The 22,725-nt window shown below is 61.8% G+C and carries 27 protein-coding genes; 20 read left to right on the top strand and 7 right to left on the bottom strand.

Translation table 11 applies throughout. From position 1 onward, the window contains the following. The first annotated feature begins 17 nt into the window (after positions 1–17). Together B5Y19_RS16210 and yacG are read left to right on the top strand one after the other, a co-directional pair. A complete protein-coding gene (locus tag B5Y19_RS16210) occupies positions 18–839 on the top strand; it encodes an SDR family NAD(P)-dependent oxidoreductase (protein WP_055726433.1) in 822 nt (273 codons plus the stop codon). Beyond that, entirely contained in the window at positions 832–1,035 is a 204-nt protein-coding gene (yacG, locus tag B5Y19_RS16205) for a DNA gyrase inhibitor YacG (protein WP_055726434.1), read from the top strand. Before B5Y19_RS16210 ends, yacG begins: the two co-directional genes overlap by 8 nt. A gap of 18 nt (positions 1,036–1,053) precedes the next feature. Here yacG and B5Y19_RS16200 read toward each other — a convergent pair whose 3' ends face one another. Continuing rightward, positions 1,054–1,386 (bottom strand): hypothetical protein, encoded by a 333-nt coding sequence (locus B5Y19_RS16200; RefSeq protein WP_139384426.1) that lies wholly within the window; start codon positions 1,384–1,386, stop codon positions 1,054–1,056. An 18-nt stretch (positions 1,387–1,404) separates the two neighbouring features. Between B5Y19_RS16200 and B5Y19_RS16195 the strand changes: the two genes are divergently transcribed. The 6 genes from B5Y19_RS16195 to B5Y19_RS16170 all read left to right on the top strand — a co-directional run bounded on the left by B5Y19_RS16195 (position 1,405) and on the right by B5Y19_RS16170 (position 4,937). After that, on the top strand, positions 1,405–1,671 hold the full coding sequence (locus B5Y19_RS16195; protein ID WP_055726436.1) for a hypothetical protein: 267 nt from the start codon (positions 1,405–1,407) through the stop codon (positions 1,669–1,671). Next, positions 1,646–1,966, top strand: a complete 321-nt coding sequence (locus tag B5Y19_RS16190) for a hypothetical protein (RefSeq protein ID WP_139384425.1) — start codon at positions 1,646–1,648, stop codon at positions 1,964–1,966. The genes B5Y19_RS16195 and B5Y19_RS16190 overlap by 26 nt, the downstream gene beginning before the upstream one ends. 303 nt (positions 1,967–2,269) lie before the next feature. Further along, positions 2,270–2,656: a hypothetical protein gene (locus tag B5Y19_RS16185; protein WP_055726438.1), complete on the top strand. Its 387-nt coding sequence runs from the start codon at positions 2,270–2,272 to the stop codon at positions 2,654–2,656. Between the two features lie 153 nt (positions 2,657–2,809). After that, a complete protein-coding gene (locus B5Y19_RS16180; RefSeq protein WP_055726439.1) occupies positions 2,810–3,010 on the top strand; it encodes a hypothetical protein in 201 nt (66 codons plus the stop codon). 223 nt (positions 3,011–3,233) lie between these two features. Beyond that, positions 3,234–4,529 carry a bifunctional sulfur transferase/dioxygenase Blh gene (gene blh / locus B5Y19_RS16175; RefSeq protein ID WP_055726440.1) on the top strand — a complete coding sequence of 432 codons (1,296 nt, stop codon included), beginning with the start codon at positions 3,234–3,236 and terminating at the stop codon, positions 4,527–4,529. Positions 4,530–4,739: 210 nt separating this feature from the next. After that, the gene (locus B5Y19_RS16170; protein ID WP_055726441.1) at positions 4,740–4,937 is read left to right on the top strand and encodes a hypothetical protein; all 198 of its coding nucleotides are present in this window, start codon (positions 4,740–4,742) and stop codon (positions 4,935–4,937) included. Positions 4,938–5,708: 771 nt separating this feature from the next. Here the strand turns inward: B5Y19_RS16170 and B5Y19_RS16165 are convergent. Beyond that, positions 5,709–6,182, bottom strand: a complete 474-nt coding sequence (locus B5Y19_RS16165; protein WP_079591720.1) for a hypothetical protein — start codon at positions 6,180–6,182, stop codon at positions 5,709–5,711. 176 nt (positions 6,183–6,358) lie between these two features. Between B5Y19_RS16165 and B5Y19_RS26735 the strand changes: the two genes are divergently transcribed. Genes B5Y19_RS26735 through B5Y19_RS16140 form a run of 5 tightly spaced genes read left to right on the top strand, consistent with a single transcriptional unit; the run spans position 6,359 to position 10,332 of the window. Further along, positions 6,359–6,580, top strand: a complete 222-nt coding sequence (locus B5Y19_RS26735) for a helix-turn-helix domain-containing protein (protein ID WP_079591719.1) — start codon at positions 6,359–6,361, stop codon at positions 6,578–6,580. A 9-nt stretch (positions 6,581–6,589) separates the two neighbouring features. Then, positions 6,590–7,498 carry a helix-turn-helix domain-containing protein gene (locus B5Y19_RS16155; RefSeq protein WP_079591718.1) on the top strand — a complete coding sequence of 303 codons (909 nt, stop codon included), beginning with the start codon at positions 6,590–6,592 and terminating at the stop codon, positions 7,496–7,498. Between the two features lie 7 nt (positions 7,499–7,505). Then, on the top strand, positions 7,506–7,994 hold the full coding sequence (locus tag B5Y19_RS16150; RefSeq protein WP_079591717.1) for a hypothetical protein: 489 nt from the start codon (positions 7,506–7,508) through the stop codon (positions 7,992–7,994). 9 nt (positions 7,995–8,003) lie between these two features. Continuing rightward, the gene (locus tag B5Y19_RS16145) at positions 8,004–8,462 is read left to right on the top strand and encodes a hypothetical protein (RefSeq protein ID WP_079591716.1); all 459 of its coding nucleotides are present in this window, start codon (positions 8,004–8,006) and stop codon (positions 8,460–8,462) included. A 19-nt stretch (positions 8,463–8,481) separates the two neighbouring features. Continuing rightward, the gene (locus B5Y19_RS16140; RefSeq protein ID WP_079591715.1) at positions 8,482–10,332 is read left to right on the top strand and encodes a type IV secretion system protein; all 1,851 of its coding nucleotides are present in this window, start codon (positions 8,482–8,484) and stop codon (positions 10,330–10,332) included. 11 nt (positions 10,333–10,343) lie between these two features. On the opposite strand, the gene B5Y19_RS16135 is transcribed toward B5Y19_RS16140, so the two are convergent. Beyond that, the gene (locus tag B5Y19_RS16135) at positions 10,344–13,682 is read right to left on the bottom strand and encodes an AAA family ATPase (protein ID WP_176168635.1); all 3,339 of its coding nucleotides are present in this window, start codon (positions 13,680–13,682) and stop codon (positions 10,344–10,346) included. A 237-nt stretch (positions 13,683–13,919) separates the two neighbouring features. On the opposite strand from B5Y19_RS16135, the gene B5Y19_RS16130 reads away from it, so the two are divergent. From B5Y19_RS16130 to B5Y19_RS16120, 3 genes are read left to right on the top strand one after another with little or no spacing between them, the layout of a single operon-like run. Then, positions 13,920–14,279: a hypothetical protein gene (locus tag B5Y19_RS16130; RefSeq protein WP_079591713.1), complete on the top strand. Its 360-nt coding sequence runs from the start codon at positions 13,920–13,922 to the stop codon at positions 14,277–14,279. Continuing rightward, on the top strand, positions 14,248–14,643 hold the full coding sequence (locus B5Y19_RS16125; protein ID WP_176168634.1) for a hypothetical protein: 396 nt from the start codon (positions 14,248–14,250) through the stop codon (positions 14,641–14,643). Before B5Y19_RS16130 ends, B5Y19_RS16125 begins: the two co-directional genes overlap by 32 nt. Next, on the top strand, positions 14,640–16,499 hold the full coding sequence (locus tag B5Y19_RS16120) for a type IV secretory system conjugative DNA transfer family protein (protein ID WP_079591711.1): 1,860 nt from the start codon (positions 14,640–14,642) through the stop codon (positions 16,497–16,499). The genes B5Y19_RS16125 and B5Y19_RS16120 overlap by 4 nt, the downstream gene beginning before the upstream one ends. 2 nt (positions 16,500–16,501) lie before the next feature. On the opposite strand, the gene B5Y19_RS16115 is transcribed toward B5Y19_RS16120, so the two are convergent. The 3 genes from B5Y19_RS16115 to B5Y19_RS16110 form a co-directional block, all read right to left on the bottom strand. Continuing rightward, positions 16,502–16,795, bottom strand: a complete 294-nt coding sequence (locus tag B5Y19_RS16115; RefSeq protein ID WP_139384424.1) for a hypothetical protein — start codon at positions 16,793–16,795, stop codon at positions 16,502–16,504. A gap of 165 nt (positions 16,796–16,960) precedes the next feature. Next, complete coding sequence (locus B5Y19_RS25725; RefSeq protein ID WP_139384423.1) at positions 16,961–17,272, bottom strand: hypothetical protein; 312 nt, start codon at positions 17,270–17,272, stop codon at positions 16,961–16,963. A gap of 280 nt (positions 17,273–17,552) precedes the next feature. Then, a complete protein-coding gene (locus B5Y19_RS16110) occupies positions 17,553–18,167 on the bottom strand; it encodes an SGNH/GDSL hydrolase family protein (RefSeq protein ID WP_079591709.1) in 615 nt (204 codons plus the stop codon). A 94-nt stretch (positions 18,168–18,261) separates the two neighbouring features. On the opposite strand from B5Y19_RS16110, the gene B5Y19_RS16105 reads away from it, so the two are divergent. The 4 genes from B5Y19_RS16105 (at position 18,262) to B5Y19_RS16090 (ending at position 22,265) form a co-directional block, all read left to right on the top strand. Further along, entirely contained in the window at positions 18,262–18,972 is a 711-nt protein-coding gene (locus tag B5Y19_RS16105) for a tyrosine-type recombinase/integrase (protein WP_139384422.1), read from the top strand. Positions 18,973–19,246: 274 nt separating this feature from the next. Further along, positions 19,247–20,515 carry a DNA (cytosine-5-)-methyltransferase gene (gene dcm / locus B5Y19_RS16100; protein WP_079591707.1) on the top strand — a complete coding sequence of 423 codons (1,269 nt, stop codon included), beginning with the start codon at positions 19,247–19,249 and terminating at the stop codon, positions 20,513–20,515. Continuing rightward, on the top strand, positions 20,508–20,963 hold the full coding sequence (locus B5Y19_RS16095) for a very short patch repair endonuclease (RefSeq protein ID WP_079591706.1): 456 nt from the start codon (positions 20,508–20,510) through the stop codon (positions 20,961–20,963). Before dcm ends, B5Y19_RS16095 begins: the two co-directional genes overlap by 8 nt. A 3-nt stretch (positions 20,964–20,966) precedes the next feature. Beyond that, entirely contained in the window at positions 20,967–22,265 is a 1,299-nt protein-coding gene (locus B5Y19_RS16090; protein WP_079591705.1) for a type II restriction endonuclease, read from the top strand. On the opposite strand, the gene istB is transcribed toward B5Y19_RS16090, so the two are convergent. Next, on the bottom strand, positions 22,249–22,725 hold a 477-nt coding region (istB, locus tag B5Y19_RS16085; RefSeq protein WP_079591704.1), incomplete at its 5' end, for an IS21-like element helper ATPase IstB. The genes B5Y19_RS16090 and istB overlap by 17 nt on opposite strands.

The following is a 22,725-nucleotide window of genomic DNA, read 5'->3' as shown; positions in this document are numbered from 1 at the left end:
TGACGGAGGAGGCAGGCATGACGGGACGGCTGAGCGGCAAGGTCGCGATCGTGGCTGGCGCCGGGTCGATCGGCCCGGGTTGGGGCAATGGCAAGGCGACGGCGACGATCTTCGCGCGCGAGGGCGCCCGGGTTGTCTGCGCCGACATCAACCGCGACGCGGCCGAGGAGACGGCGGGCATCATCCGCAACGAGGGCGGCGAAGCCTTCGCGATACGCACCGACGTCACCAAGGCGGATCAGATCGCCGAGCTCGTCGCGCATGCGCTCGGCCGCTACGGCCGGATCGACATCCTCGACAACAATGTCGGCATCGCCGAGGTCGGCAGCGTGGTGGATCTGCCGGAGGAGGTCTGGGACCGGGTGTTCCGGGTCAACCTCACCGGCGCCTTCCTGGCGATGAAGCACGTCGTCCCGGTGATGCAGCGCCAGTTCGAGGAGACGGGCGAGGGCGGCTCGATCATCAACATCTCCTCGATCGCCTCGATCCGCCACACCGGCGTACCCTATGCCAGCTATTCCGCGACCAAGGCCGCGCTGAACCAGCTCACCCGCACGACCGCCGTGCAGTACGCCCCCCAGAAGATTCGGGTGAACGCGATCCTCCCCGGGCTGATGAAGACGCCGATGGTCGAGCACTCGGCCGGGCTCGCCCAGGCCTATGGCGAAGGCGATATCGAGGCGATGTGGGCGGCGCGCGCGGCGCAGGTGCCGATGGGGCATATGGGCGAGGCCTGGGACGTCGCCAACGCGGCCCTCTTTCTCGCCAGCGACGAGGCGCGCTATGTCACCGGCATCGAACTCGTCGTCGATGGAGGCATCACGCTCAAATATGACTGAGACCGACAAGCCCGCAGCCAGTGCCAGGCCCTGCCCGATCTGCGGCAAGCCCGCGGTGGCGCGCTTCAAGCCGTTCTGTTCCTCACGCTGCGCCGATATCGACCTCGGCCGCTGGCTGAAGGGCGGCTACGTGATTCCGGGCGAGCCGGTCGACGAGGCGGAGGAGGCACCGCCGCCGCGCGATCGCGAGGACTGAGGCGAATCGGGCGTCGCGCTATTCCTGCGCGGCGCCGTAGCCATAGGCTTGGCGATCTCCGTCGCGATCCACGCGGCGTTCATGGCGCCGCTCGCGGTCGCGATCCGCGGTCATGACGCAGTTGGCGAAAGCATCCGTCCCGCGCTGGAAGCCATAGGCATCGCAGCGCGACCGGTCCTCGACGATGGGGTTCTGGGAGCTCGCGCAGGCGCTGAGAACCAGGCTGATGGCTGATGCGAAGACGATCCTCATGCCGTCAGGATGAAGCACCGCATGGCCGTTTTGGGGCGAGAGCCTGGCAAAGGCGAGGACGGCTGGTTCTCCGCGATCCCCTGCTGCATGCGGGGCCACAGCCTGCTAGGGTAGGGCATGACCGACTTTCCCGACATCATTCGCTCGCCCCTGTCGCAGAACGTCACGCAGGATGGCATCACCGTCCGAGTCGAGATCTATCGTGTCGACGGCACGGAAGGCTGGACGCTCGAGGTCGTCGATGCCGAGGGCGGCTCGACCGTCTGGCAGGATTCCTTCGCCACCGACGCCGAGGCCTTCGCGGAATTCACCGAGGGCGTCGAGCAGCTCGGCCTGGCGAAGCTGATCGACCCGGACGATGACGATCTGGCGACGGTGCATTGAAGCCTCGGCGATGCGTCATACCGACGAACTCGACGCGGTAATCGCCTGCGAGCAGACGCTGCGCCGCAGGATCGCCGAGCGGCTCGCCGAGGAGGCGGGCACGCCGGTGAGCGGCGGGTTGTCGGAGGCGCAAGTCGCAGCCGCCGACGCGGCGATCGAGGCCTGGTGGCAGGCGGGCGAGGAAGAGCACGACCTGCGTGCGTTCCGGCCGATCGGCCCGCTGGAAGAGCTTCTGGCGGAGCACCGCGGCATCCTCGAACGCATCGCGGACATGCGGGACCGTAGGCTTTCCTGATTGCCGGCCAGGAGGCGCCGTCGCTCTGTCGGCGCCTTCTTGCACGCTGCGCGCTTCGAGAGGGCCGGCAGGCATTGCCTCACGGGGTGAGCCGGCCTGTGCTGTAGCCCCAAGGGCCGCCCGTAGCCGCTCGCTCGACAGATATCGGTGTCTGCGCGTCCGAGCTTCCACCGGCTCGGTAACGCCAGGCTCGCGGCCTGGAGGTCGCTCCGACGGGGACATCCCTCCGCTTTCAAAGTTGAGCTGGCGCAATGAAGGCCGCGGCCGATGAGCCGATAATCCCGCCGGGATGCGGAGGTGGCCATGCATTTTGCTGAATCCGTTCGTCAATGGTGGCGCGTGCGGTCCTCCCGGAGAGAGTTCGAGGCGCTCGACCGGGCGACGATCGCCGAACTGGCCCGGGACAACGCCATCGCGGAGGCAGACTTCCACAGCCTCGCCTTCCGTGGCGACACCAACCCCGCATTGCTGGGCCGGCGGCTCCGACGCGAGGGAATCGCCCCCGAGCAACTGGCCCATGAGGAAGCCGCCGTCATGCGAGACATGGCGGTGATCTGCTCCGGATGCTTGATGACGCGGCGCTGCCGACGCGACCTCGACCATCAGGGGGGCGCCCTGCCTGACGACGGCTATTGCCCGAACGCGGAGACCATCGACGCGCTGAGCCGGCGTTGCAAGCCGATGTCGTGAGACTGACGTCGGCCGCGCCGCGAGATAGCCGGCTCGCCGTCGCGCCCCGGTCTCGCGACGTAAGCCCGACGACTTGTTGCCGGGCTGCCCCGGCCGCAGGCGAATGCCGCCCTGCTTGACCTGGCGCAAAGAAGGTCCCTGCCGGCCGGCTAAATGCTGTCCGCCGAAAGGGAACAGCTCATGTTGACTGAAAGCGCGCGCACCAGGGCCTTTTTGACGATCATCTCTCTGGCGTTGGTGGCGGCGCTTGCCGCCGGCGCCTTCAGCACGGGGTTTTTCCAGGCACTGCTGTTCGGTGCCATGGCCGCGTCTGCCGCGATCCTGGCGACATTCTTCATCGTTGCCGTGAACTAGCCGGCAATCGGTTGGAGCAAGGCCCGCGAGCGCAGCGGCGAAGAGTGGGTGCCGCAACGAGCCCTTGTGGCGCCCGCTCGACGGGTTGAGGGTGTCCGGCGATCCCGTCGCCTCCGGTGCGGCGGGACGCCTGCTTGCTGCGGAGTTGGCAACGCGCCAATACGGGGCTCCGTGCACAAGACGTGTTTCGGTGCAGGCCCCCATCACGTTGGGAGACATCCCGATGAGCTTCACCAGAATCAATGACCGACTGACGATCGCGGGCCAGCCGGGCGCGCAGGCCTTGGCCGGCCTCGCCGATCAGGGCTTTGTCGCGATCGTCAACAACCGGCCCGATGGTGAGGAGCCGGGCCAGGTCACCGGCGCGGCTGAAAAGGAGGCCGCCCGGGATTCCGGCCTTGCCTACAGCTTCATCCCCGTGACGATGGCTACGATCACGGAGGCCGATATCCGCGCCTTCCAGAAGGCGGTGTCCGGGACGAAGGGACCGGTCTACGCCCATTGCCGCAGCGGCACGCGGTCGCTGACGCTGCATGTCCTGGGCGAGGTGCTGGACGGACGGATGAAGGCCGAGGCGGTCGAGGCCTATGGCCGCTCCCTCGGCTTCGATCTCTCGGGGGCGGCGCGCTGGCTCTCCCGGCGTGCCATGCAGGCACCGCTGGTGAAAGGCTTCTACGAGCCGCGCAGCGGCAGCATCCAGTATGTCGTGTCCGACCCGGCGACGAAGCGCTGCGCGATCATCGACCCCGTCCACGACTTCGACGAGAAGTCCGGCGCGACCGCCACGACGCAGGCCGATGCGATCCTCGCCTACATCGCGAAGGAAGGGCTGGTCGTCGAGTGGATCCTCGACACGCATCCCCATGCCGACCATTTCTCCGCTGCGCATTATCTCAAGCAGAAGACCGGCGCGCCGATGGCGATCGGTGCGCGCGTCACCTCGGTCCAGGAGCTTTGGCAGCCGATCTACAACTGGCCGGCGTTGAAGACGGACGGTTCGCAATGGGACCGCCTCTTCGCCGATGGCGACAGCTTCAAGATCGGAAACCTCGAGGCGCGCGTGATGCTGTCGCCGGGCCATACGCTGGCATCGGTGACCTATGTCATCGGTGATGCCGCCTTCGTCCACGACACGCTCTTCATGCCGGATTCAGGCACTGCGCGTGCCGATTTCCCGGGCGGTAGCGCGACGGCGCTGTGGGCCTCGATCCAGGCGATCCTCGCCTTGCCTGACGAGACCCGTCTCTTCACCGGCCATGACTACGAGCCGGGCGGCCGCGCCGCGAAATGGGAAAGCACGGTCGCCGAGCAGAAGCGCAGCAACCCGCATGTCGTCGGCATGACCGAGGAGCGTTTCGTGGAACTGCGCAACGTGCGCGACCGGACGCTGCCGATGCCGAAGCTGATCCTGCACGCGCTCCAGGTGAACATCCGCGGCGGACGGCTGCCTGAGCCGGAGGCGAATGGCCGCCGCTACCTCAAGATACCGCTGGACGCGCTGGAAGGTGCTGCCTGGTAGGGGCTTTGCCCGTTCTCGCGAGGCGCGGGCATCCTCTGGGCCCGGGCGGACGCCTTCGTGATTTGCGGCGCGCCGGCGTTGGCGTGGGGACATAGGCTGCCCCGCGTGACCGGCGCGCGCCGCGTCGGGAAAGCGCAGGCCGGGAAGTCGGTTGGCAAGAGACCGTGATTTGACAGAGCCGGTGCCGGGCGAGGGGCCTACACTGGTGCCATGAACCAGGCTCTGCACGAAAAGCTGCGCGAACTCTTCGGGGAGGCGCGGTCGGTCGCGATCGCTGCGATCGATGCCCTGGAACTACCAAAGAAGGGTTCGCTCGGGGGCGATGATGCGGCGCTCAGCGAAGCTACGCTTCGCCTGCAACAGATCACAGCCGAGATCACGGCGGTTCAGGATTCCGAGGCCCGATGAGCGCCGAAAGGGCTTCATTTGATGTTGGAATTCGTCTCTAGCTTGACGCAACGTCGTGCGAATCAAAATCGTTGCAAATTGCCTCAAAAACTGTCTTAATCTGGGACACCAAGCCTAAGTTCACCCAAAAAGACAACAATAATTTTAGAGGCTGCCATGTCTAGGTAGGCAAAAGCCCTGCGTCTTTCTCTGTTGCTTAAGCGTTTCAAAGAAAAACGAAGGCAACTGAAAGCCGAGATTGCCGATTTGGACAACCAGATCTCTTACTGGGCGGATAACGACAACGGCCGAACCATCATGCCGCGGTCCTCCCATCGAGCCGCGGCCCATGACAGCCGGAGTCAGCCATCGGCGAGGTCCCGCTGATCAAACAGCGCGGGTGGCGGCAGGTCGCGTCCATCGCCCATGGGCGTGGCCTGCCGCCCAAAAACTTGCGGAGGAGCGGATATGAGCGCGCCGCCGGCCGTCGGGCTGTCGGCGCAATCGCCGTTGGCTGCTTTGCAAAGCGCTGACGGAACCCGTGATGCCGTTGCGAGCAGAGCGGTTCAGGAAGCGAGGCATCCAGACTTCGAACTCGCGGAGCGGCGGGGCAAGTTGGTGAGTGAAGAAGCCTGAGCGGATGTTTCCCACTTTCCCAGGACGGTTGTGTCCGGTGGGAAAATCAAAAGCCAAGCATCTCGACGACAGGGAGATGGAATGGTGCCCAGGGGCGGAACTCAAATTCTTTATAATTCAATATCTTATGTGTTGATAACTTTTTAATCCCATGAATTATCCCATTTTTGCGCGGCGCTGCAATTTTTCGAGCTTTTTGAGATGGTCAGAGATCTGACCGCGGGCCAGGGCTTTAAGATCTGGATCAGCCCATGCCGCGGCAAGGATGTCGTGTGCGAGCGCCATCCCTGTTTTTAAACTCTCACGGTCGCGATCATATTGGCGCTGGCGCTCGGCCTGGGCCACCTGCGCCACTCCGAATTTGATGAACTGAGCGATGGCACGGACACGCTCGCTCGGTTTCTTATCAAGTCGCTGACCAGCATTGAGAGCCGACGCGAGCTTGAGTTCATTGTACGACAGCTCGTCTGGCGTGGGGTGCCGAGGTAGCACCTCAGGGCGAGGCGGCTTCTCGAGCTCGGCATACGGCCATCTCGTTTGGAAATACGTCCCGGGATTACCCTCAAGTATGGGCAAAAGCTCGGCCCATTGGAGGAGATCATGCGCGAGAGGCTGGATGACGATTTCCATCGTGAGCAATCTTGATCAATCGAAATAGGTCACCTAGATTGACTATGTTTCGCTTTCGTTCAAGGGCGAAACGGTCAGCTCCACCCAGTGCAGCACCCGGCGTTCAGGGCGCAAACGCGCGAGGCGTCAAATTCGACGGTCACCGTGAAGGGTGACCGCACGAGTTGGTGCGCCAAATGTCTGTTTTTTCAACACAACGAGAAATCCTCAGCGAAAACGAAGCTGCGGAACTACTAGGCTGCTCGCCGACCGCGCTCAGGCTTCGCCGCGCCAGGCAGAGCGGCGCTTGCCCACCGTACGCACGGCGGGGCCGGCGAATCTACTACATGCGCACAGCGCTCATTGATTGGGTGTCCGCCGGGATGGAAGATCCGGCCGACACGCAGCGCAAGAATTGACGGTGCGGCATGATCATTCGCCGCCGCGTCACGCGGAATTTCACGATCATCAGCAACGAACTGTTTGATGACGAACGGCTTTCGCTCGAGGCCATGGGCCTGTTGGCTTGGCTGCGCTCGCGACCGGACAACTGGGCGCTCTCAGTCGAGCATCTGCGCCGACGCTTCCAGATCGGACGCAATAAGATCCACAACCTGGTCCGCGAGTTGGTCGGGACCGGCTGGGTAACGCGGGAGCGCCAGCGCAACCCGGTCACCAAGGCGTTCATTGGAATCGAGTATGTCGTGCTCGACGAGGCGTCCTCCACGACCACGCAAGGCCAAACGCCAGGTCATGAAAACGGGGACGTGGCTTGCGACGAGTTGAAAGAGCCACGTCCTGATTTGCCAGACGCGGCTTTGCCAGAGGTGGCAAATCAGGACGACATAATAAGAACTGAGTCAGAACAAGAACTACACACCCCCTTCCCCTCTGATCCGCCGTCTGCACGCTCGTTAGCCGAAGGCGATCGCTGGCGGGCTCTGGCCAACGAGTGGAACTGGGAGCCCGGCGAGAGTCGGACCCAGGCTGAGACCGCGTTCAAGCGGCTTAGCCCGGTCGACCAGCGCCACGCGCTGGCCGTCGCAGGCGAGTACATCGCGAGCCGGGCACGCGCGGGCCGAAAGCGCAACTATCTCAAATCGTTCCTTCGCGAGCGGCTTTTTGTCGACTTCACGATCTCGCACGACGGCGCAGCGGGACTGCGAACTGGTGGCAACAATGTTTTTGTCGCCGTCGGAACCGACGAATTCGACGCCTGGGATCGAGCCTATCGCACCGCCGGAAAGCCGGGAATGCCCCAGCACTCGCGCCATGCCGGACGCGACGGCTGGTGGCGCCCCTCCCGCTTCCCCGCTGCCGATTGGCGGCCAGAGTGAAAGCCACATGACGGAATACGGATCCAATGAGCAGCCAGCGCTGACGGACGCGCTGGCGGTCGAGGTCACCGCGATTGCGGATGGCGTTGGCAATCTTCTGGCACAGACGTGCCAGATCCAAACAGCCCTATCGCGGATCGAGGCGGGGGCAAGACCGAACGAGCCGGAGCGTGTAGAGCGCGAGCTGAGAGAAATTCGATCGATACTAGCGGACGTAATTTCACATTCCGCCATCCCTCAACAGCGTCGGACCCTGACGAACCGCAATCTAGTCGCCGGCTCGATCTTCGCCGTGCTTTTGCCGCTGATCGGCTTCTTCGGCGGGACGACATATGCCGCCGTCAATGAATACGGCTTTGGGCTGCACGGCCAGGAGCGAAACATGGCCGTCTACCTTTGGCTGAACCACAATGTTCGGCTGAAGGACTGCATGCAGCGAGCATTTCAATCGCGAGCACCCGTTCCGTGCCCGCTGACCATTGACTATTCAAAGTGAGTTCTGTCGATGAAAGCGTTTTCTATTCTAACAATTGCCGCCTCGCTGAGCGTGATCTCGGCGAAAGCGCAGGAGCCGCAAGCGCCCTGGCCACCGGCTGGCTACGCGGCACTCCGGTTCGAGCAGATCGGATATGGCCAGCAAAAATCTGAGTTCGCTGCGCAGCTGCTCGATATCGCCGGGCTCGGCTATGCCGCGCCGTTCACGGTCGAAGGCGTCGCCGGAAGCAAACCGGCTCGGCCAGGAAATGGAGTCTGGCTTGCGACATTGGGGGCGCGCAGTGCTCCGACCTATGTTTTCATGGTCAATTCGCATGCGACGTGTTCGCAAAACCAATGTAGCTGGGCGATCATCCGCAAGGACCGGAATATCATTACGGTTGATGCCTGCGATCTGATCGATAGAGCGGCCATTTCATCCGATGGCGGCAAGCTCCGTATTTGCGATCAGGATATTGAACTGAACTGATATTTCGTGGGATTTCATCATGACATTGCAATTACGAGGATGTGTGGTCGTCGCGATCGCGCTGGCAGCAGCTTCCATCCCAGCCGTTGCACAATCGCGCGGCGGCTGGGCTGACTTCAAACAGGCCGTGGCACAGCGAGAAAGCGCCAATAATGCGACGGTCGTGAACCAGTATGGATATGCCGGTCTGTATCAGATGGGTACGGCAGCGCTTATCGACGCCGGGTATATCAAGCAGGGTACGCCCAGCAAAGATAACTCTGCCATGAACAATCCATATAACTGGACCGGAAAGGATGGCGTTTACACGCTAAATCATTATCTGAATAACACTTCCGCACAGAACAATGCTTGGGAGTCATACCAGGCGCAAAACTGGAAGACGATGCAAGGATTAAACCTGACGTCATTTTCCGGAAAGACAATGTCCGACGGCACCGTCGTCACGGATTCTGGCCTTATCTTTGCGTCGCAATTCGGTGTCGGAAAGGTCAAAGCTTATCTTGAGAACGGCGGAAACTGCATGCCGGGCAAAGGAACGGCGACCAATGACGGCAACGGCATCTGTGTTGCCGAATACATGAAGAAGGGTGCGGGATACGACGTCTCCCAGTTCACGAAGCAGGCCGAGAGCCTGCAGGGCTTCAAGCCGCAGGACAGCGCCGACCGCGGAAATGCGAACGGATTGAACACAGCTCAATCCGGCGGGTCTGCCAATCAGGGCTCGGTCGAGGAAATCGGCTGCTGGCCGTGCAAGATACTCCAGCCGATCGCAGTACCGCTCGATGCATTCCTGGCCCGCGGGAACGAGATCGGCAAAACTCACGGCGTCTGGATCGCCTCGATGCTCGCCGGCTTCGGCACCCTGGTCCTGGCCGGCGGCGCCATGCTTGGCGTGCTTTCGAACTGGCGTGAGCTCGGCAAGCTGCTGCTCGGGCTGGCCGTCATATCGGCGCTGTTGAGTAGCCCTGGCTGGCTATGGGGCAACGTCGGTGCCCCGATTTTCAATGCGGCGATCGCAATCGGAAGCGAGTTCGTCGCAAGCCCCGGCGGGTCAGCCGGCGGCTATGCCTGCACCAACGTAAATCCAGCCGGCAATGGCCAGCCGGAGTTTCGGTTTCCGGACGAAGCATCATACGACATCGCGCGCCGGCTCCAAGCCTCGGATCAGCTCGGCGGCTCAGAAGGCTCGGTGGCACCAGGCCGCGCGACTGAGGACGTCGGCGCCGGCGGCAGCGGCGCTATTTCACAAATCGTGACCGCGGCCGATTGCAGCATCCGTGCAGCAATTGCGCAGCCGAACAACCTGCTCTCCAATGCGTGGTGGGGCGTCAAGAAGAACATGAAAAGCAGCCTGTGGAGCGGATTTTCGAACATACCGCTCATCCTGCAGACGATCGTGATCTTCCTCGCCTACATCGCCTACACGCTAGTGCTGGGCATCCTGTTTGTCGTCGCGATGTTCCAGGTGGCGATCGGCGCTGCGACGCTGCCACTGACCTTGCCTGCCGCGCTGTTTCGCAAGTCGCGTCCCATGTCCTGGTGGTCGGTGAAGATGATTGCACAACCGGCCGTGCATCTGGTCCTGATCACGATGGTGGCGACCATCCTGAATGCGGCGATCAAGCAGGTCATGGACGCCTACGGATTTGCTACCGGCGCGGATGTTTTTGGCAAGATGTTCAACGACGGCGCGATTCCGCTGGAGATGTTCATCACTGTGGTCGGAGCGATGTGCCTAGCGCTGTTCATCATGAAGCGCTGCGAGGCATGGTCGGAGGCGGCAACGCATTGGCTCGGATACGGCGGGAACGGCTTGGGCGGCGCCGCGCTTGCGGCGCTGCAGAATCTTGCCGCCAGAGTTCGGTAGGAGCGCCTCGGTCAGAGCTTCTGCTTCGGACCAGCCTTTTCATGCTCAGTCGCGGCGACCTTCTCCGCTGCGACCGGGGCCTGCACTGCCCTCGCTGCTTGAATCTGGTGCAAGATAGCGCGCAGCGAGGTGCGAAGCTCCGGCGTCCTGGCGTCACTCAGAAACAGCCCGGCGGCGGTCTGGTGGGTCGCGAGGCCGACCTCGGCCGCGCGCTTGATGTTGCCGCCGACGGCCCGGAGCTTTTCGGCGATGATTGGCGCCAGGTGCCTGTCCAGCGACGCTTGCATCTTGCTCAGCGGCTGCGGGCGCTCCTGCTGGTCTTTTGCCGTCTGGCGCAGGATCATCTCAATCTCGCGCTCGGCCGCCGCTGCCTGGCTTCGAGCCGCCTTCCAATCGCCCCTTCGGCCCAGGTGGCGGAGGGAGTCTCGCGCGACAGCGGCCTGGGCGTTCAGCGCCAGAGCGAGCTTGTTTCGGCTGTCTCGCTCCTGGCTGTAGGCGGGATAATCGGGGTGCTGGCGCTCCCGGCCGGGTGCATCGCCCCGGATGCGATGCCAGAGCTCGCGTGCGCGATCGTGAAGTTTCAGCCACTCGCGGGCGACAGCATCAACGATCATCTGGGCGGGTGAGCGGACAGGCTCGCGGACGCCGGCGATTTCCTCGAGGCGCGCCCAGGAGAGGCCGGCATGGCGCGCTGTCTTGATGACATCCGCACGATCTGCCGCCGTGACCAGTCGTTGAGCTGCCGCCGAACGGTCGGCCCGCAGGCGGCCGAGTTCGTCGCGCTCTGCGTCGCCCAAGTCCCTGTCCCTGGCGTCGGCCGCATGCAAGAGGTCAGCCATGCGCCGGCCGGCGAGCACAACATTACGCACGGAATCCGCCACCTCGCCGCTAGCGCGGGTGATGTCCCGGGCCGCAAAGGTCTCGGGCGCGCGCGACAACGACTTGGCGAGCTCGTTGTAGTTCGCGAACTCCTCGCGCGAATAATAGACGAACGTGTCTTGCTTCGACCGGGTCAGCGCGACATAGGCGCCATCGCTCCGCAGATAGCGATCAGCCAGGACGTGCACGGTGCCGTCGACGGTTTGGCCTTGGGCCTTGTAGTGTGTCGTCGCGTAGGCGTGATTGATATCGGTCCACGCCTTGGGATCGAATGCGACAACCCTCTTATCGTCGAGCGAAATGGTGACGCGCTCCGGAGAGGCCATCACAACGATTCCGCCGTCGCCGTTGACCACGCCGCCAGCGACGATCTGCCCAGTCACATCGCCCGCCGTGAACGAGATCCGGTCGCCCGCGACGAACGACTTTCCGCCGATCCGAATGCCGACGGTGTCGTCGACCAGTTCGCCGCGCTCCTGAAGGCCAGCCCGGATTCCCCGGTTGAGCTGGTCGACGTCGCGATTGGTGGAGGCGTAAATGGCCTGCGCTGCCTCGCCCTGGTCGCGAAGCTCGAAATAGCGAGTGACGACCTGTCGGATCGTCGCGTCGTGATTCTCCGAGGCGGTGACAAAACCGCGCCTTTGCCACTCGCCTACGCCGTCTGCAGTGTTGCCGGCCGCAAGTAATTGCGCGGCCTCGCGTCGCCAGATCGATCCCGCACCCCGGTTGATGTCGGCCACCAGCTCCAGATTCCGTTTGACGACGGCGCGCCGTTCGACGAGCGAGACGCCGGCAAGGCTCGATATCGCGTCGTGCCTCGCCTGCCCCTTGGCGACGAAAATGTCCTCGGCGTCGGCAGTCTGGCGCATGATGGTGTTGATCTGGGCCGCGCCAACCGTGTCCTGCAAGATCGAAAAGGCGGGACCTGCGCTGATGGCTGAGAACTGCGCACTATCGCCAATGGCGACAATCTTAGCGCCCGCCCTGTCCGCTGCCGTTGCCAGTATCTCCATGGATCGGACATCGGCCATGCCGGCCTCGTCGATCACCAGCACCTGGCCGCGCTTCAACAACAGTTCCGGGCGCGCGCATGTGCCATGGTCACGCTGCTGGCGCTCGGCATTGACGATAGCGGCGATCGAGGCCGATGGAATTTTTGCCTCTGCCTCCAGCAGCCGCGCGGCTTTCCAAGCAATGGCTGCGCCGCGCACCTGATAACCGGACGCTTCCCAAATCTCGCGGGAGGCCTGCATTATTGTGGTCTTTCCGACACCAGCCCGGCCCTGGACCAGTGCAATATCAGCTGCTCCCGTCATATGCCTGACGGCGGCCTTCTGCTCGGCATTCAGCCAGGCAAACTTTTGGGCGATGACGCCGTCGCACAGCTCGCCGCGAACAGAAAATGAGGACCGGCGGTCGAGCGATTTTGCAGCTTCGACCAGCCGGGCCTCGCGATCCAGATACTCGCGCGTCGTGTAGCGTTCATTGCCTCGGAGATCCTGCCCGAGTGCGACGAGCCGCCTATCGTGTAAAAGCCGGTCAAAGGCGATGTCCGCGATGTCGTCGCGTCCACCCGTCAGCTTGACGATTTTCGATTTGATGTCGCGCGCCGTGAGCGTGGCATTGTCGCGGCACAATTGGCCTTCGCTCCTGCCCCATTCATCCCGATGGCCTACGAAAAGGAGTTCAACGACATCGCGCGGGTTCGACAGGATCACCTCGGCATTTTCTGCCTGGACGCGGGCATTATGGCCTGAAATCCCGATGTCGGGATCGGGGGATTTGGTTGATGTGGCCGCGGTCGCGTGATCGACATGGACGGTGGCCCGCAGGGAAATTCCAAGGCTCGCATTGGAACGGTGCTCGACATGGCTCGCCAGGTTGAGGGCCGCTAGCCGCCGGTTCTGCTCGTCGGCCGCAATCGAACGGAATCCTTGGGTCCAAGATTTGATCTGCTGGGGCTGTCGGAATATCCGCGATCCAAAGGCGCCATCGACCGACACCTTGCGGCCGGCGATCATGAAATGGACGTGGTAGTTGCCGGCGTCGGCGTGGATCGAATAATGCACCACGCCGCGCAGCTCATCGACAATCGCACGCCGCAAAATGCTCTCCGCGACCTCGGGCAGCATCTCGCGCGGCAGGGCGTTGGATAACGTAAAGCGCCCCTTCAACGCTGTCTGCGCATTCTCGACCGCCTCGATGGCGCGAACCGGGTCACGTCTGTAGCGGTGCAGCAGGGCGGCGGTTTCGTGGCCCTCCACCGCATTCCAGAACGCAGCCGGATCACTCTTGAGCCTGGGTAGCGAAAATTCGTCCGGTGCGAGGATGGCAGCCGCGAGCGGCGGCACGTCCGAGGCGTAGTCGAAAATGCGACCCGTCGCCTGCTCCTGGTACACCGTGCGATCGTTATACGCCGCGGTTGCGACGGTTCCGGCGCCGCCTGAACGCGACACGAAATCCGTGCGCATGTGCAATCTGTGAACGTCATTCGCCATGGAAATTCGCGCTAGTCGCGCGCCTGAAATAGCCGCCGGCAGGGCCGAACGATGCAAAATATCATTTTGCTATATGTGAGCACTACTGAAACCGCAAATATCACTGTCGATATGGCGCAATAATTCGTTTGAGAGAAGCGACATAAACGCGTAAAATGTACCTCTATTCTAAATATAGAGGCCACAATGACTGTAACAATACGAACGCTCATGAACGGTGAGGCGGAATTAGCCAGGATCGACGCTGAGGCGCAGGCCAAGAAGGATGCCCTTCGGAGCGAGCTCGAAAGCGCGACCGCGGCGAGGCGCGCGGAGATCGCCGAAATCGCAGAGCGCGTCGGTGCATTGACAATTCCCGACGATATTCTCGGCGGCGTCCTGCTCGGCGCAGTCGATCGCTACACCCGCGATCGAGATGAACTGAAGCCACTCGCCGCCGACTACCTGGTCCGATTTCCCGGGGCTGCCGGGAGGTCGCGCCGGCGCGGCCGGCCGTCGAGGCCGCAGCCTCAAGCGCCTGGTCCGAGCGCGACGGGAGGTGAGCAGGCTGGCGCGATCGTCGCGGATTAAGCGACGCAAGGATGCGCCTCGGATCGGCAAGCACCGGGAACTTCGCCGGAAAATCGAAGCTGCTGGCGTGGCGATTGTTGCCGGCGTCGATCTGTCCGACGTCCTGTTTGTCGAGCGCATCGCGTCCAAGGCCTTCGACATCATCCTGCTTCCGGCGACGGAACGGCAGGCAAGGCGCGTCGGGTTTTCGCTTCTGAATGCAGGGCCGGCCCGGCCGAAATCAAACTACCAGACCAACCAGCTCGCAGCCGCCGGCTATCACATCCTGAGAGCCGGAATTGATCCGAGCATCTTGGAGCCCGCGATTGCAATCGGCGCGCTTTCGATGGCGCTGCGTTATATTGACGGAGATATTGGACAATGAGTTTTCAAAGCATGGGCTGGAGCGCGGCACTTATTCCGCTCCTGCCTGCGGTGCTCTGCCAAGCTCTCAGCCTCCTCATGGCATGGCGGCACTGGCCGAAGCTTGGACTGCTCGGCCTCGCCGCAAGCCTGGCAGCGGCGTTCTACTATGTCGTCCCATGGGCGCCGACCAGCGGTTTCTGGCGCGCGGTCCTGATCTATCGTTTGCCCGATCCGAAAGCCGAAACTCTGATTCTTGCGCTGCTAGCTGGCGGCATGATTGCGCTGATTTGGCTGGCAATCTTGCATTTGACGACCACGCTACGGCGCCGCCCCAGCGTCGATCGGTCATCGCGCGATCACCTCGGTGGCGCCCGGTTCGCGCGCTGGCGCGAGGTCACGCATATGATCGGTGGTGATCAGCCCGGCTTCATTCTCGGCCGCTGGACGAAAAAATCGGCGAGGCTCGCGGCTCAGCTTGGCGCCGAGCCGAGTGTCGCGACAGGGAAAAATGGATCGATCATCCGCTGGCGCGGCGCAGGTTCGCTGCTGACCTTCGCCCCGCCGGGCGGAGGCAAAACCTCTTCGATCGTCATTCCGACCCTGATCGACTATCCGGGACCGATCATCATCCACGACCCGAAGGGCGAGAACGCAGCGGTCGCGGCCAAGGCGCGACGGTTGCTCGGGCACAGCGTCAAGATCATCAATCCGTTTGGGATCGTGCAGCTCGGGGAGGATACCGATGCGCTGAATCCGCTCGATTATGTTAGGCATGGCAGCGACAAGTTCGCAGCGGATTGCAGGCGCGTCGCGGGGGCGGTGGTCGAAAAATCGAGTTCGGGCCAGTCGAACCCGCATTTCGAGGAGTCGGCGATCTCGATCATCGCGGGCGTGATTTCGTTCGTGGTCGATGCAAACAAGCGCGGCATCTGGCCCGATGCCGTGCAGAAGGTCGCTCCCTCCCTGCCGGGGGTCTTCGATTTCTTCACAGGTGGCACCGATCAGTTGGAGCAGAATTTCAAAGCGATCGAGACCGATCCACGCGAGCCCGGCGATCGCTTGGCCCGGGCGGCGACAACGACCTGGGCCAAAATCGGCAGCGACGAAAAAGGCAGCCAGTTCTCGACGATCATGCGATTCCTGGGCTGCTTTGGCGACGCCAGCGTGCGCCGGGCCTGCGAGAAATCAACCTTCTCGCTGGACGATCTACGCGATGATCGCTCGCCCATCGATGTCTTTCTATGCGTACCCCAGCAGTTCATGTCGATGAACAAGGCGCTTATCCGCGTCTTCGTCACCGCGATCTCGGCACACATCATCGATGGCGGAAGGCCGCCTCGCGACGTTGTGCTGTTGCTCGACGAGATGGCGGCCCTCGGCCAGCTCGACGCCATTGCGGACAGCGACGGCGTCGGGGCATTGACGCTCGGCCGTTCCGCGGGGATCCGGATCTGGGCGATCGTCCAATCTCTCAGCCAGCTCGAGAGCGCCTATGGTCGCGACGGGTTGAAGCTCTGGGTGGCTAATGCAGCGGTGACCACCTTCATGAATGTTGGCAGCTTCGACCGCGAGACGGCGGAGTACGTCTCCGCCATCCTGGGCGAGTTCACCGTGACCGTCGACGATGAATCAGAGAGCCGGTCGAGCCGAGGCCTGGAAACCGGATCGCGGAACAAGGGATTGTCGACCCGGGACCAGGCGCGCCGGCTCTTGCGCGTGGAAGAGGTGGCGCGGCTGCCCGACGACGTCGTTGTGGCCGTCGTAACCGGGGAGAGCGGGGCCACCAGCAAGCGGCCAATCCTCTTGTCCAAGGCGAGTTATTTCGACGTCGATGAATGGGCTGGCCGATATTCGGCCAACCCCTGGCAGAGGTGATCTCAACCGGCCTTGGCCATCGCCGCGCGGACCCGAACAAGAGCAGCCTCGATCTGCTCTTGGGTCGCGCGGTGGCCGTCGAACGTGACTTGCCAGTGGCCATACTTCTGTGAGCCAACGCGAGTGACGCGGAATCCGATCTTCCTGAGCTCGGCAGCGCCCGCACGCCAATAATCCCAGAATCCGGGGGTAGCGGTGCCATACCAAGAGCCGGTGCCTAAGCCAAATGTCATCCCGCCAATCGCAGGTGGCCTGGAGCCATAAGCTCTGTACGCGTCATTCGCAGAGATGTTCATTGGCGATGTCTCGGACTTGAACCGATTCCAGCAACGAGGGAGACACGCAATTATCACCGGGTCACAAGCTGAAAATCAGCCGAAGAGCCAGCCATGACAAGCATGAAATCACGAATAACCTCAGAATGAAGCGAGACACAATCGACGCCGATACAATCATAAGCGCTAACTTCTCGATCTTTGAAGGAGCAGGCATTTGATTTTCTCATTGAATTCGGCGGATAGCGTCGACATGTTCTCGATGGTCAATTGTATGATCGTTCGTAATTTGGCTATGACAATCGAAGATTGGTGAAAGATGGCCGCGCGCTCGCAAGGACTGAGTTGCGCAGGGTCGCCAACTAGGATGTGAAACCGGACGAGACTTGAGGCGATCTGCGGCATGATAGCCGCAAGCGCATCGATATCCCGGTTCGACGCGGCGCGCCCAGCCCGATCAATCAGCGCTTCTGAAACAGAAAATGCATCTTCGGTCATACTACTGCGCCCCAATACGAGAAAAATACGTCACGAGCCGGGATTCCCGCGCAAATCTAACCAAAAGAGGCACTTCACGTTGAAATACACGTGAAAAGGGCCTGACCTGCGTAAAGGACATGCGATAGCGGGTTGAACCGGCTATCGCCGCGGCGATAGCCGCGGTCGGCCCGGAGGCGAACGCGCGCTCCCATCGCGCCGTACCGAGCCGGAGGGCCACCCAGAACAAGTTCCCGTCGCGCCAGCGGCGGGCCCGGCTTTTGCGCCCACAAGCGCGGGCTCAACCACAAGCGAGTGGCTCCAACGCCTTCATCGCAGGGCGATAATCGTCAAGGTGCAGGTTATCGGACATGGCTTCGGGACGGCCTTGGCCAAATTTGTCCGACCGCGCGTCGGTCCAGGGATCGGCATAGATGCAGCCATCGGCTCGGCACATTTCCTCCAAGGCTTCGGAATAGGGAGCAACCGCGCTCTGTTCGAAAACACGATCCAGTTCGCGACCGATCGGCGGCAGGGCCAGGACAATCACCCGGGCTCCGAGGCCGCGAAATGGGGCGACCGCTTTCTGCAAGCTCGACACCCAATCCCTGCGGCTCTGGAGCGGCCTGTGCTTGCGCAACATATCGTTTGTCCCCACGGCCAGCAGAACCGCAGCCGGCGGCTTTCGGATGTCGAGACGGCGGACCTGCTCGGCAACATCAGCAGCCTTCAAACCTCCAACCGCTGCGCTCACGCGCTGGCAGGGCATATGGGCTGCGAGACCGACTGCATGGGAATCCCCTAGTACAAGCGCAAACCGTTCGGTCTGCCCCCTCAGATCCTGGTTCACGCGTCGGAGATCGCCTTCGGCGAGAGAGCGTGCAGACGGCGGATCGTTAGCGGCGGCAAGGATCATGACGGTACATGGGAGTGCAATTAGTATCGCTATGGTGTATTTTGTTGCACGTCGACGGCATATTTCTTGAAACGCTTTTGCCGATATTGTTAAGTTGCTTGAATTTAAAGGCGAAAAGTGCTTTTTAAGCCTTGTGTTTGCGGTTGCTCCTTGGCCGCTTCACCTCCAACCCGCTGGCCTGACGATGCTTTTCGAGCGTGAAACAATATCGGCAATACCGTTGCGCATGGCCTCAAGCCCGCTCCACGCGGCAGAGGGTGGCCGCAAGTACCTCAACGGGGCGGAGCGGAAACGCTATCTCGCCACGCTGGATGCGCGCGCGACCGAAATCAGCTTATTTTGCCGGTTCCTGGCACTCAGCGGCGCGCGCATTTCCGAGGCTCTTGCGGTAACGCCTGTGGCTTTGGATCTCGATCGGTGTTTGGTTTCGCTCGTCACTCTCAAGAGGCGAAGGCCAGTTGTCCGGGAAGTTCCTCTTCCTACGGATCTGATCGTCGCTCTCGACACGTTCTTCGGCTTGGCGTCCTGCCAGAGGGCAGAGAATTCAGCTTCGCCTTTGTGGGAGTTCAGCCGCACGACCGCGTGGCGGCAGGTCCACGAAAGCCTGATTGCCTGCGGTCTGGTGGGAGCGAGAGCTATGCCAAAGGCGCTGCGGCACGGGTTCGCGGTCGCTGCATTCCAAGCCGGCGTTCCGCCGCATCTGGTGCAGAAGTGGATGGGGCACGCCTCGATGCGGACCACCGCGATCTATGGCGATGTCAGCGGGCCGGACGAAAGAATGTTCGCAGAGAAGATGTGGAGCTAGCGCGGCTTCAGCCGAGCGATGGCGATCGGCCCATCTTCACGCCATGTGCGTTCCGGCGCATGGCGATGGCAGGGGTGCCGACAAGGCGTTGGCGAGGCAGATCGCATGACGGCCATGTCGATGGCCCATTGGCTCGGTTAAAGGCACGGCGATCTCGGGACAAGCTGTGCAAGGAAGCGAAAAAAACAGAACATATGATGAACATTCATTGTCTGTAAGGATCAATAATGTCAATCTGACAAAAATCGACCCAGACGATGATTCGAGCCGTATCATGCGAAGCAGAAAACGCACTGATTTCAACAGATTGAGGGAGCAGGCTGGCCTGACGCTCGATGAGGCCGCCGCGCTTCTGGAGGTTTCACCTCGCACTGCCTATCGATACGAGGATGGAACGTCGCGGGTCCCCCGCCTGGCCCTGAAGACACTCAAGGATGTAGCCGATCGTCGCCTCAAGGTACGTGACGTAGGTAAGGCAGATTTTCGCTTCATCGACCTCTTCGCCGGGATAGGTGGGCTACGGTTGGGCTTTGAAAGTATCGGAGGTCGCTGCGTCTTCACCTCTGAATGGGATCCACACAGTCAGCAGACCTATTCGCTGAACTTCCCTGATAACCATCGGGTCAACGGCGATGTGCGGGAATTCTCGAAAAGTCCGGGCCTGATCCCGAAACACGACGTCCTGCTCGCCGGCTTTCCATGCCAGCCGTTTTCTCTGGCGGGGGTCTCCAAGAAAAACTCACTCGGGCGACCACATGGTTTCCTCTGCGACACGCAGGGGACCCTGTTCTTCGATACGGCCCAGATCATTGCCCATCACAAGCCAGCCGCATTCGTTCTGGAGAACGTCAAAAATCTCGAAAGCCATGATCAGGGGCGCACGTTTGCGACCATCATGAACGTTTTGCAGAACGAGCTAGGCTATCATGTCCAGCACCGCGTTATCAGCTCTGAACCATGGGTCCCGCAGAAGCGGGAACGAGTGTTTATTGTGGGGTTCCGCGAGCCGTCGCAGTTCGATTTCAAGGGGCTGAAGTTGCCGTCTGCGAAAAGCGGCCCGAAGCTCGGGAGCATTCTCCAGCCACATGACGAGGTTGACCCGAAATATACACTCACTCCGCGCCTCTGGGAGTATCTGCAAGCCTACAAGGAAAAGCATCAGGCGAAAGGCAATGGGTTCGGATACAGCCTGTTCGGTCCTGATGATGTAGCCCGTACCCTTTCGGCCCGTTACTACAAGGACGGGTCGGAAGTGTTGATCGACCAGCCGGGTAAGCGGCCGCGACGGCTGACGCCACTTGAGTGCGCCAGGCTGATGGGATTCGACCGGGGCGAAAGACGCTTTCGGATCGAGGTTTCCGATACCCAGGCCTATCGTCAGTTCGGCAATGCCGTTGTGGTTCCGGTCGTCGAGTTTGTTGCGGAGGCCATGAAAAGCCACATCGAGACCGCGCTTTCGAAAGGCAGGCAGTATCCCGTGCTGTCAGGTCCGGTTCCTGCGGTCACACGTCCAGATATGCCTGCGGCAGCAGTCCATGCCTGACATCGTTACCCCGGAAGTGCGCAGCCGGATGATGGCCGGCATTCGGGGTAAGAACACCAAACCGGAGCTTATGCTGAGACGTGGTTTGCATGCAGCCGGGTTCCGGTTCCGGCTGCATGATCGCGCCCTGCCGGGCAAGCCTGATATCGTCTTTCCGAGATACAGGGCTGCTCTCTTCGCTCACGGATGCTTCTGGCACGGGCACGATTGCCATCTGTTCAAATGGCCCTCCAGTAGACCAGACTTCTGGCTAGCCAAGATTCAGCGGAACCGTGAGGTCGATGCGCTTGCCTTGGCCGCCTTGCAGGAAGCAGGCTGGCGGCAGGGAATCGTCTGGGAGTGCGCACTGAAAGGTAAGGCTAGGTTGCCGATTGAGACCGTGATTGCCGAATGCGCGTCCTGGCTTCAATCTGATGTTCCTTTTTTCGAAATCAGGGGAAGCGCATAGGTTATGCGGCGGGGGCTGCTTTCAGATTATTTCGACGGCGTGGCGGTCAAACGCTTGAGCGCTGTGGAGGCTAACATCCTTCGTTCGAACCAGCACGAATTCAACAGTTCGAAGCAGCTCAAGAGCCTGCTCGGGACGCCCGCCCGGGTGCAATACCAGACAATGTTCATCTGGATCGGCGGCGAGCAGGAGGCGCTTTCCGAAGAAGGATTTCTGACCTGGTACCAGTCCCGGAAGCCTCCGAGAAGCGAGCACAGGCTTTATTTTCCGACAAATGCGGTGTGCGAGGCTGCAGCCGAAGGCGATGTCCTGTTTATCGCCAGACGCACCGATAACACGCTCATGGCCATCATCGTCCCCGGGGACAGCACTATCCAGAACCAGTTGCTGTGGCTGTTCGGGCTTGAAGAGCAACCGGCCTTACAGTTTGAAGCGCTGGAGATCAGCAAGGACAATGCCGCCGAGCTGGATTTTACCGCGCGATATATCCTCGACGAGCTGGGGATCGAGGTTGAGGAGCCGGAAGCTGACCGCCTCGATACGCTGATCGAAAAATTCGGGCTGGTATTCCCGCCAACCCGCGTCCTGTCAGAGCTCGCGCGGACTTCACTTCCTGACGTTTCGGCCGCGGATGATCCGGATACCGCCTTGGTGGCTTGGGTTGACAGGGAAGAACAGTTGTTTCGTCGCTTGGAAAGGCATGTGGTGGCGGACCGTATCAAGAGCGGTTTTCATTCCGACGAAGGCACGGATGTCGACGGTTTTATGGGCTTCTCGAAAAGCGTCCAGAACCGCCGCAAGAAGCGTGCGGGCCTGGCGCTTGAACATCACCTTGAGGCGGTCTTTTCTGCCCACGCGGTGCGTTTCGACCGTGAGGTCGAGACGGAGAATCGCAACAAGCCGGACTTTCTTTTTCCCAGCCAGGAGGAGTACCGGAATCCGGCATTCCCGTCTGCGCGCCTCACCATGCTCGGGTCGAAATCGACGCTGAAGGATCGCTGGCGTCAGGTACTTTCCGAAGCCCACAGGATCCGCGAAAAGCACTTGCTGACGCTGGAGCCCGGTATCTCGGAAAACCAGACAAGTGAAATGCGGGCAAAGCAGCTTCGGCTGGTTCTTCCGAAATCGCTTCACTCGACATATTGTCAAACGGCCCGCAAAGTTGCCCCCCGATCGGCGTCCAATGTTGCCCCCTTGAGTATGCTTCACGGCGAGGAGGCGGCGCGGCGGAGCTGGTCTGGATTGCGCAGCCGCGCCGGCTCCGGATCGGTGGTGTGCGGGGAACTCAGAGCCTGTTCTTGAAGCGCCAGCTTTCGTTGCCGGTCTCGACGATGTCGCAGTGATGGGTCAGCCGGTCGAGGAGCGCGGTGGTCATCTTGGCGTCGCCGAAGACGGACGGCCATTCGCCGAAGGCGAGGTTCGTGGTGACGATGACGGAGCTCTGCTCGTAGAGCCTGCTGACCAGGTGGAAGAGCAGTTGCCCGCCGGACTGGGCGAAGGGCAGATAGCCGAGTTCGTCGAGGATGATGAAGTCCATGCGGGCGAGATAGTCGGCCATGCGGCCCTGGCGGCCGGCGCGGGCTTCGGCCTCGAGCTTGTTGACGAGATCGACGACGTTGAAGAAGCGGCCGCGAGCGCCGGCACGTATGCAGGCCCGGGCGATCGCGATGGCAAGATGGGTCTTGCCGGTCCCGGTGCCTCCGACCAGGACGACATTGCGCTGATGAGCCAGGAAGTTGCCGCCGGCGAGATCATGGACGAG

The organism is Allobosea thiooxidans, assembly GCF_900168195.1.
Lineage (GTDB): Bacteria > Pseudomonadota > Alphaproteobacteria > Rhizobiales > Beijerinckiaceae > Allobosea > Allobosea thiooxidans.
This window is presented reverse-complemented; position numbering and strand designations above follow the sequence as displayed.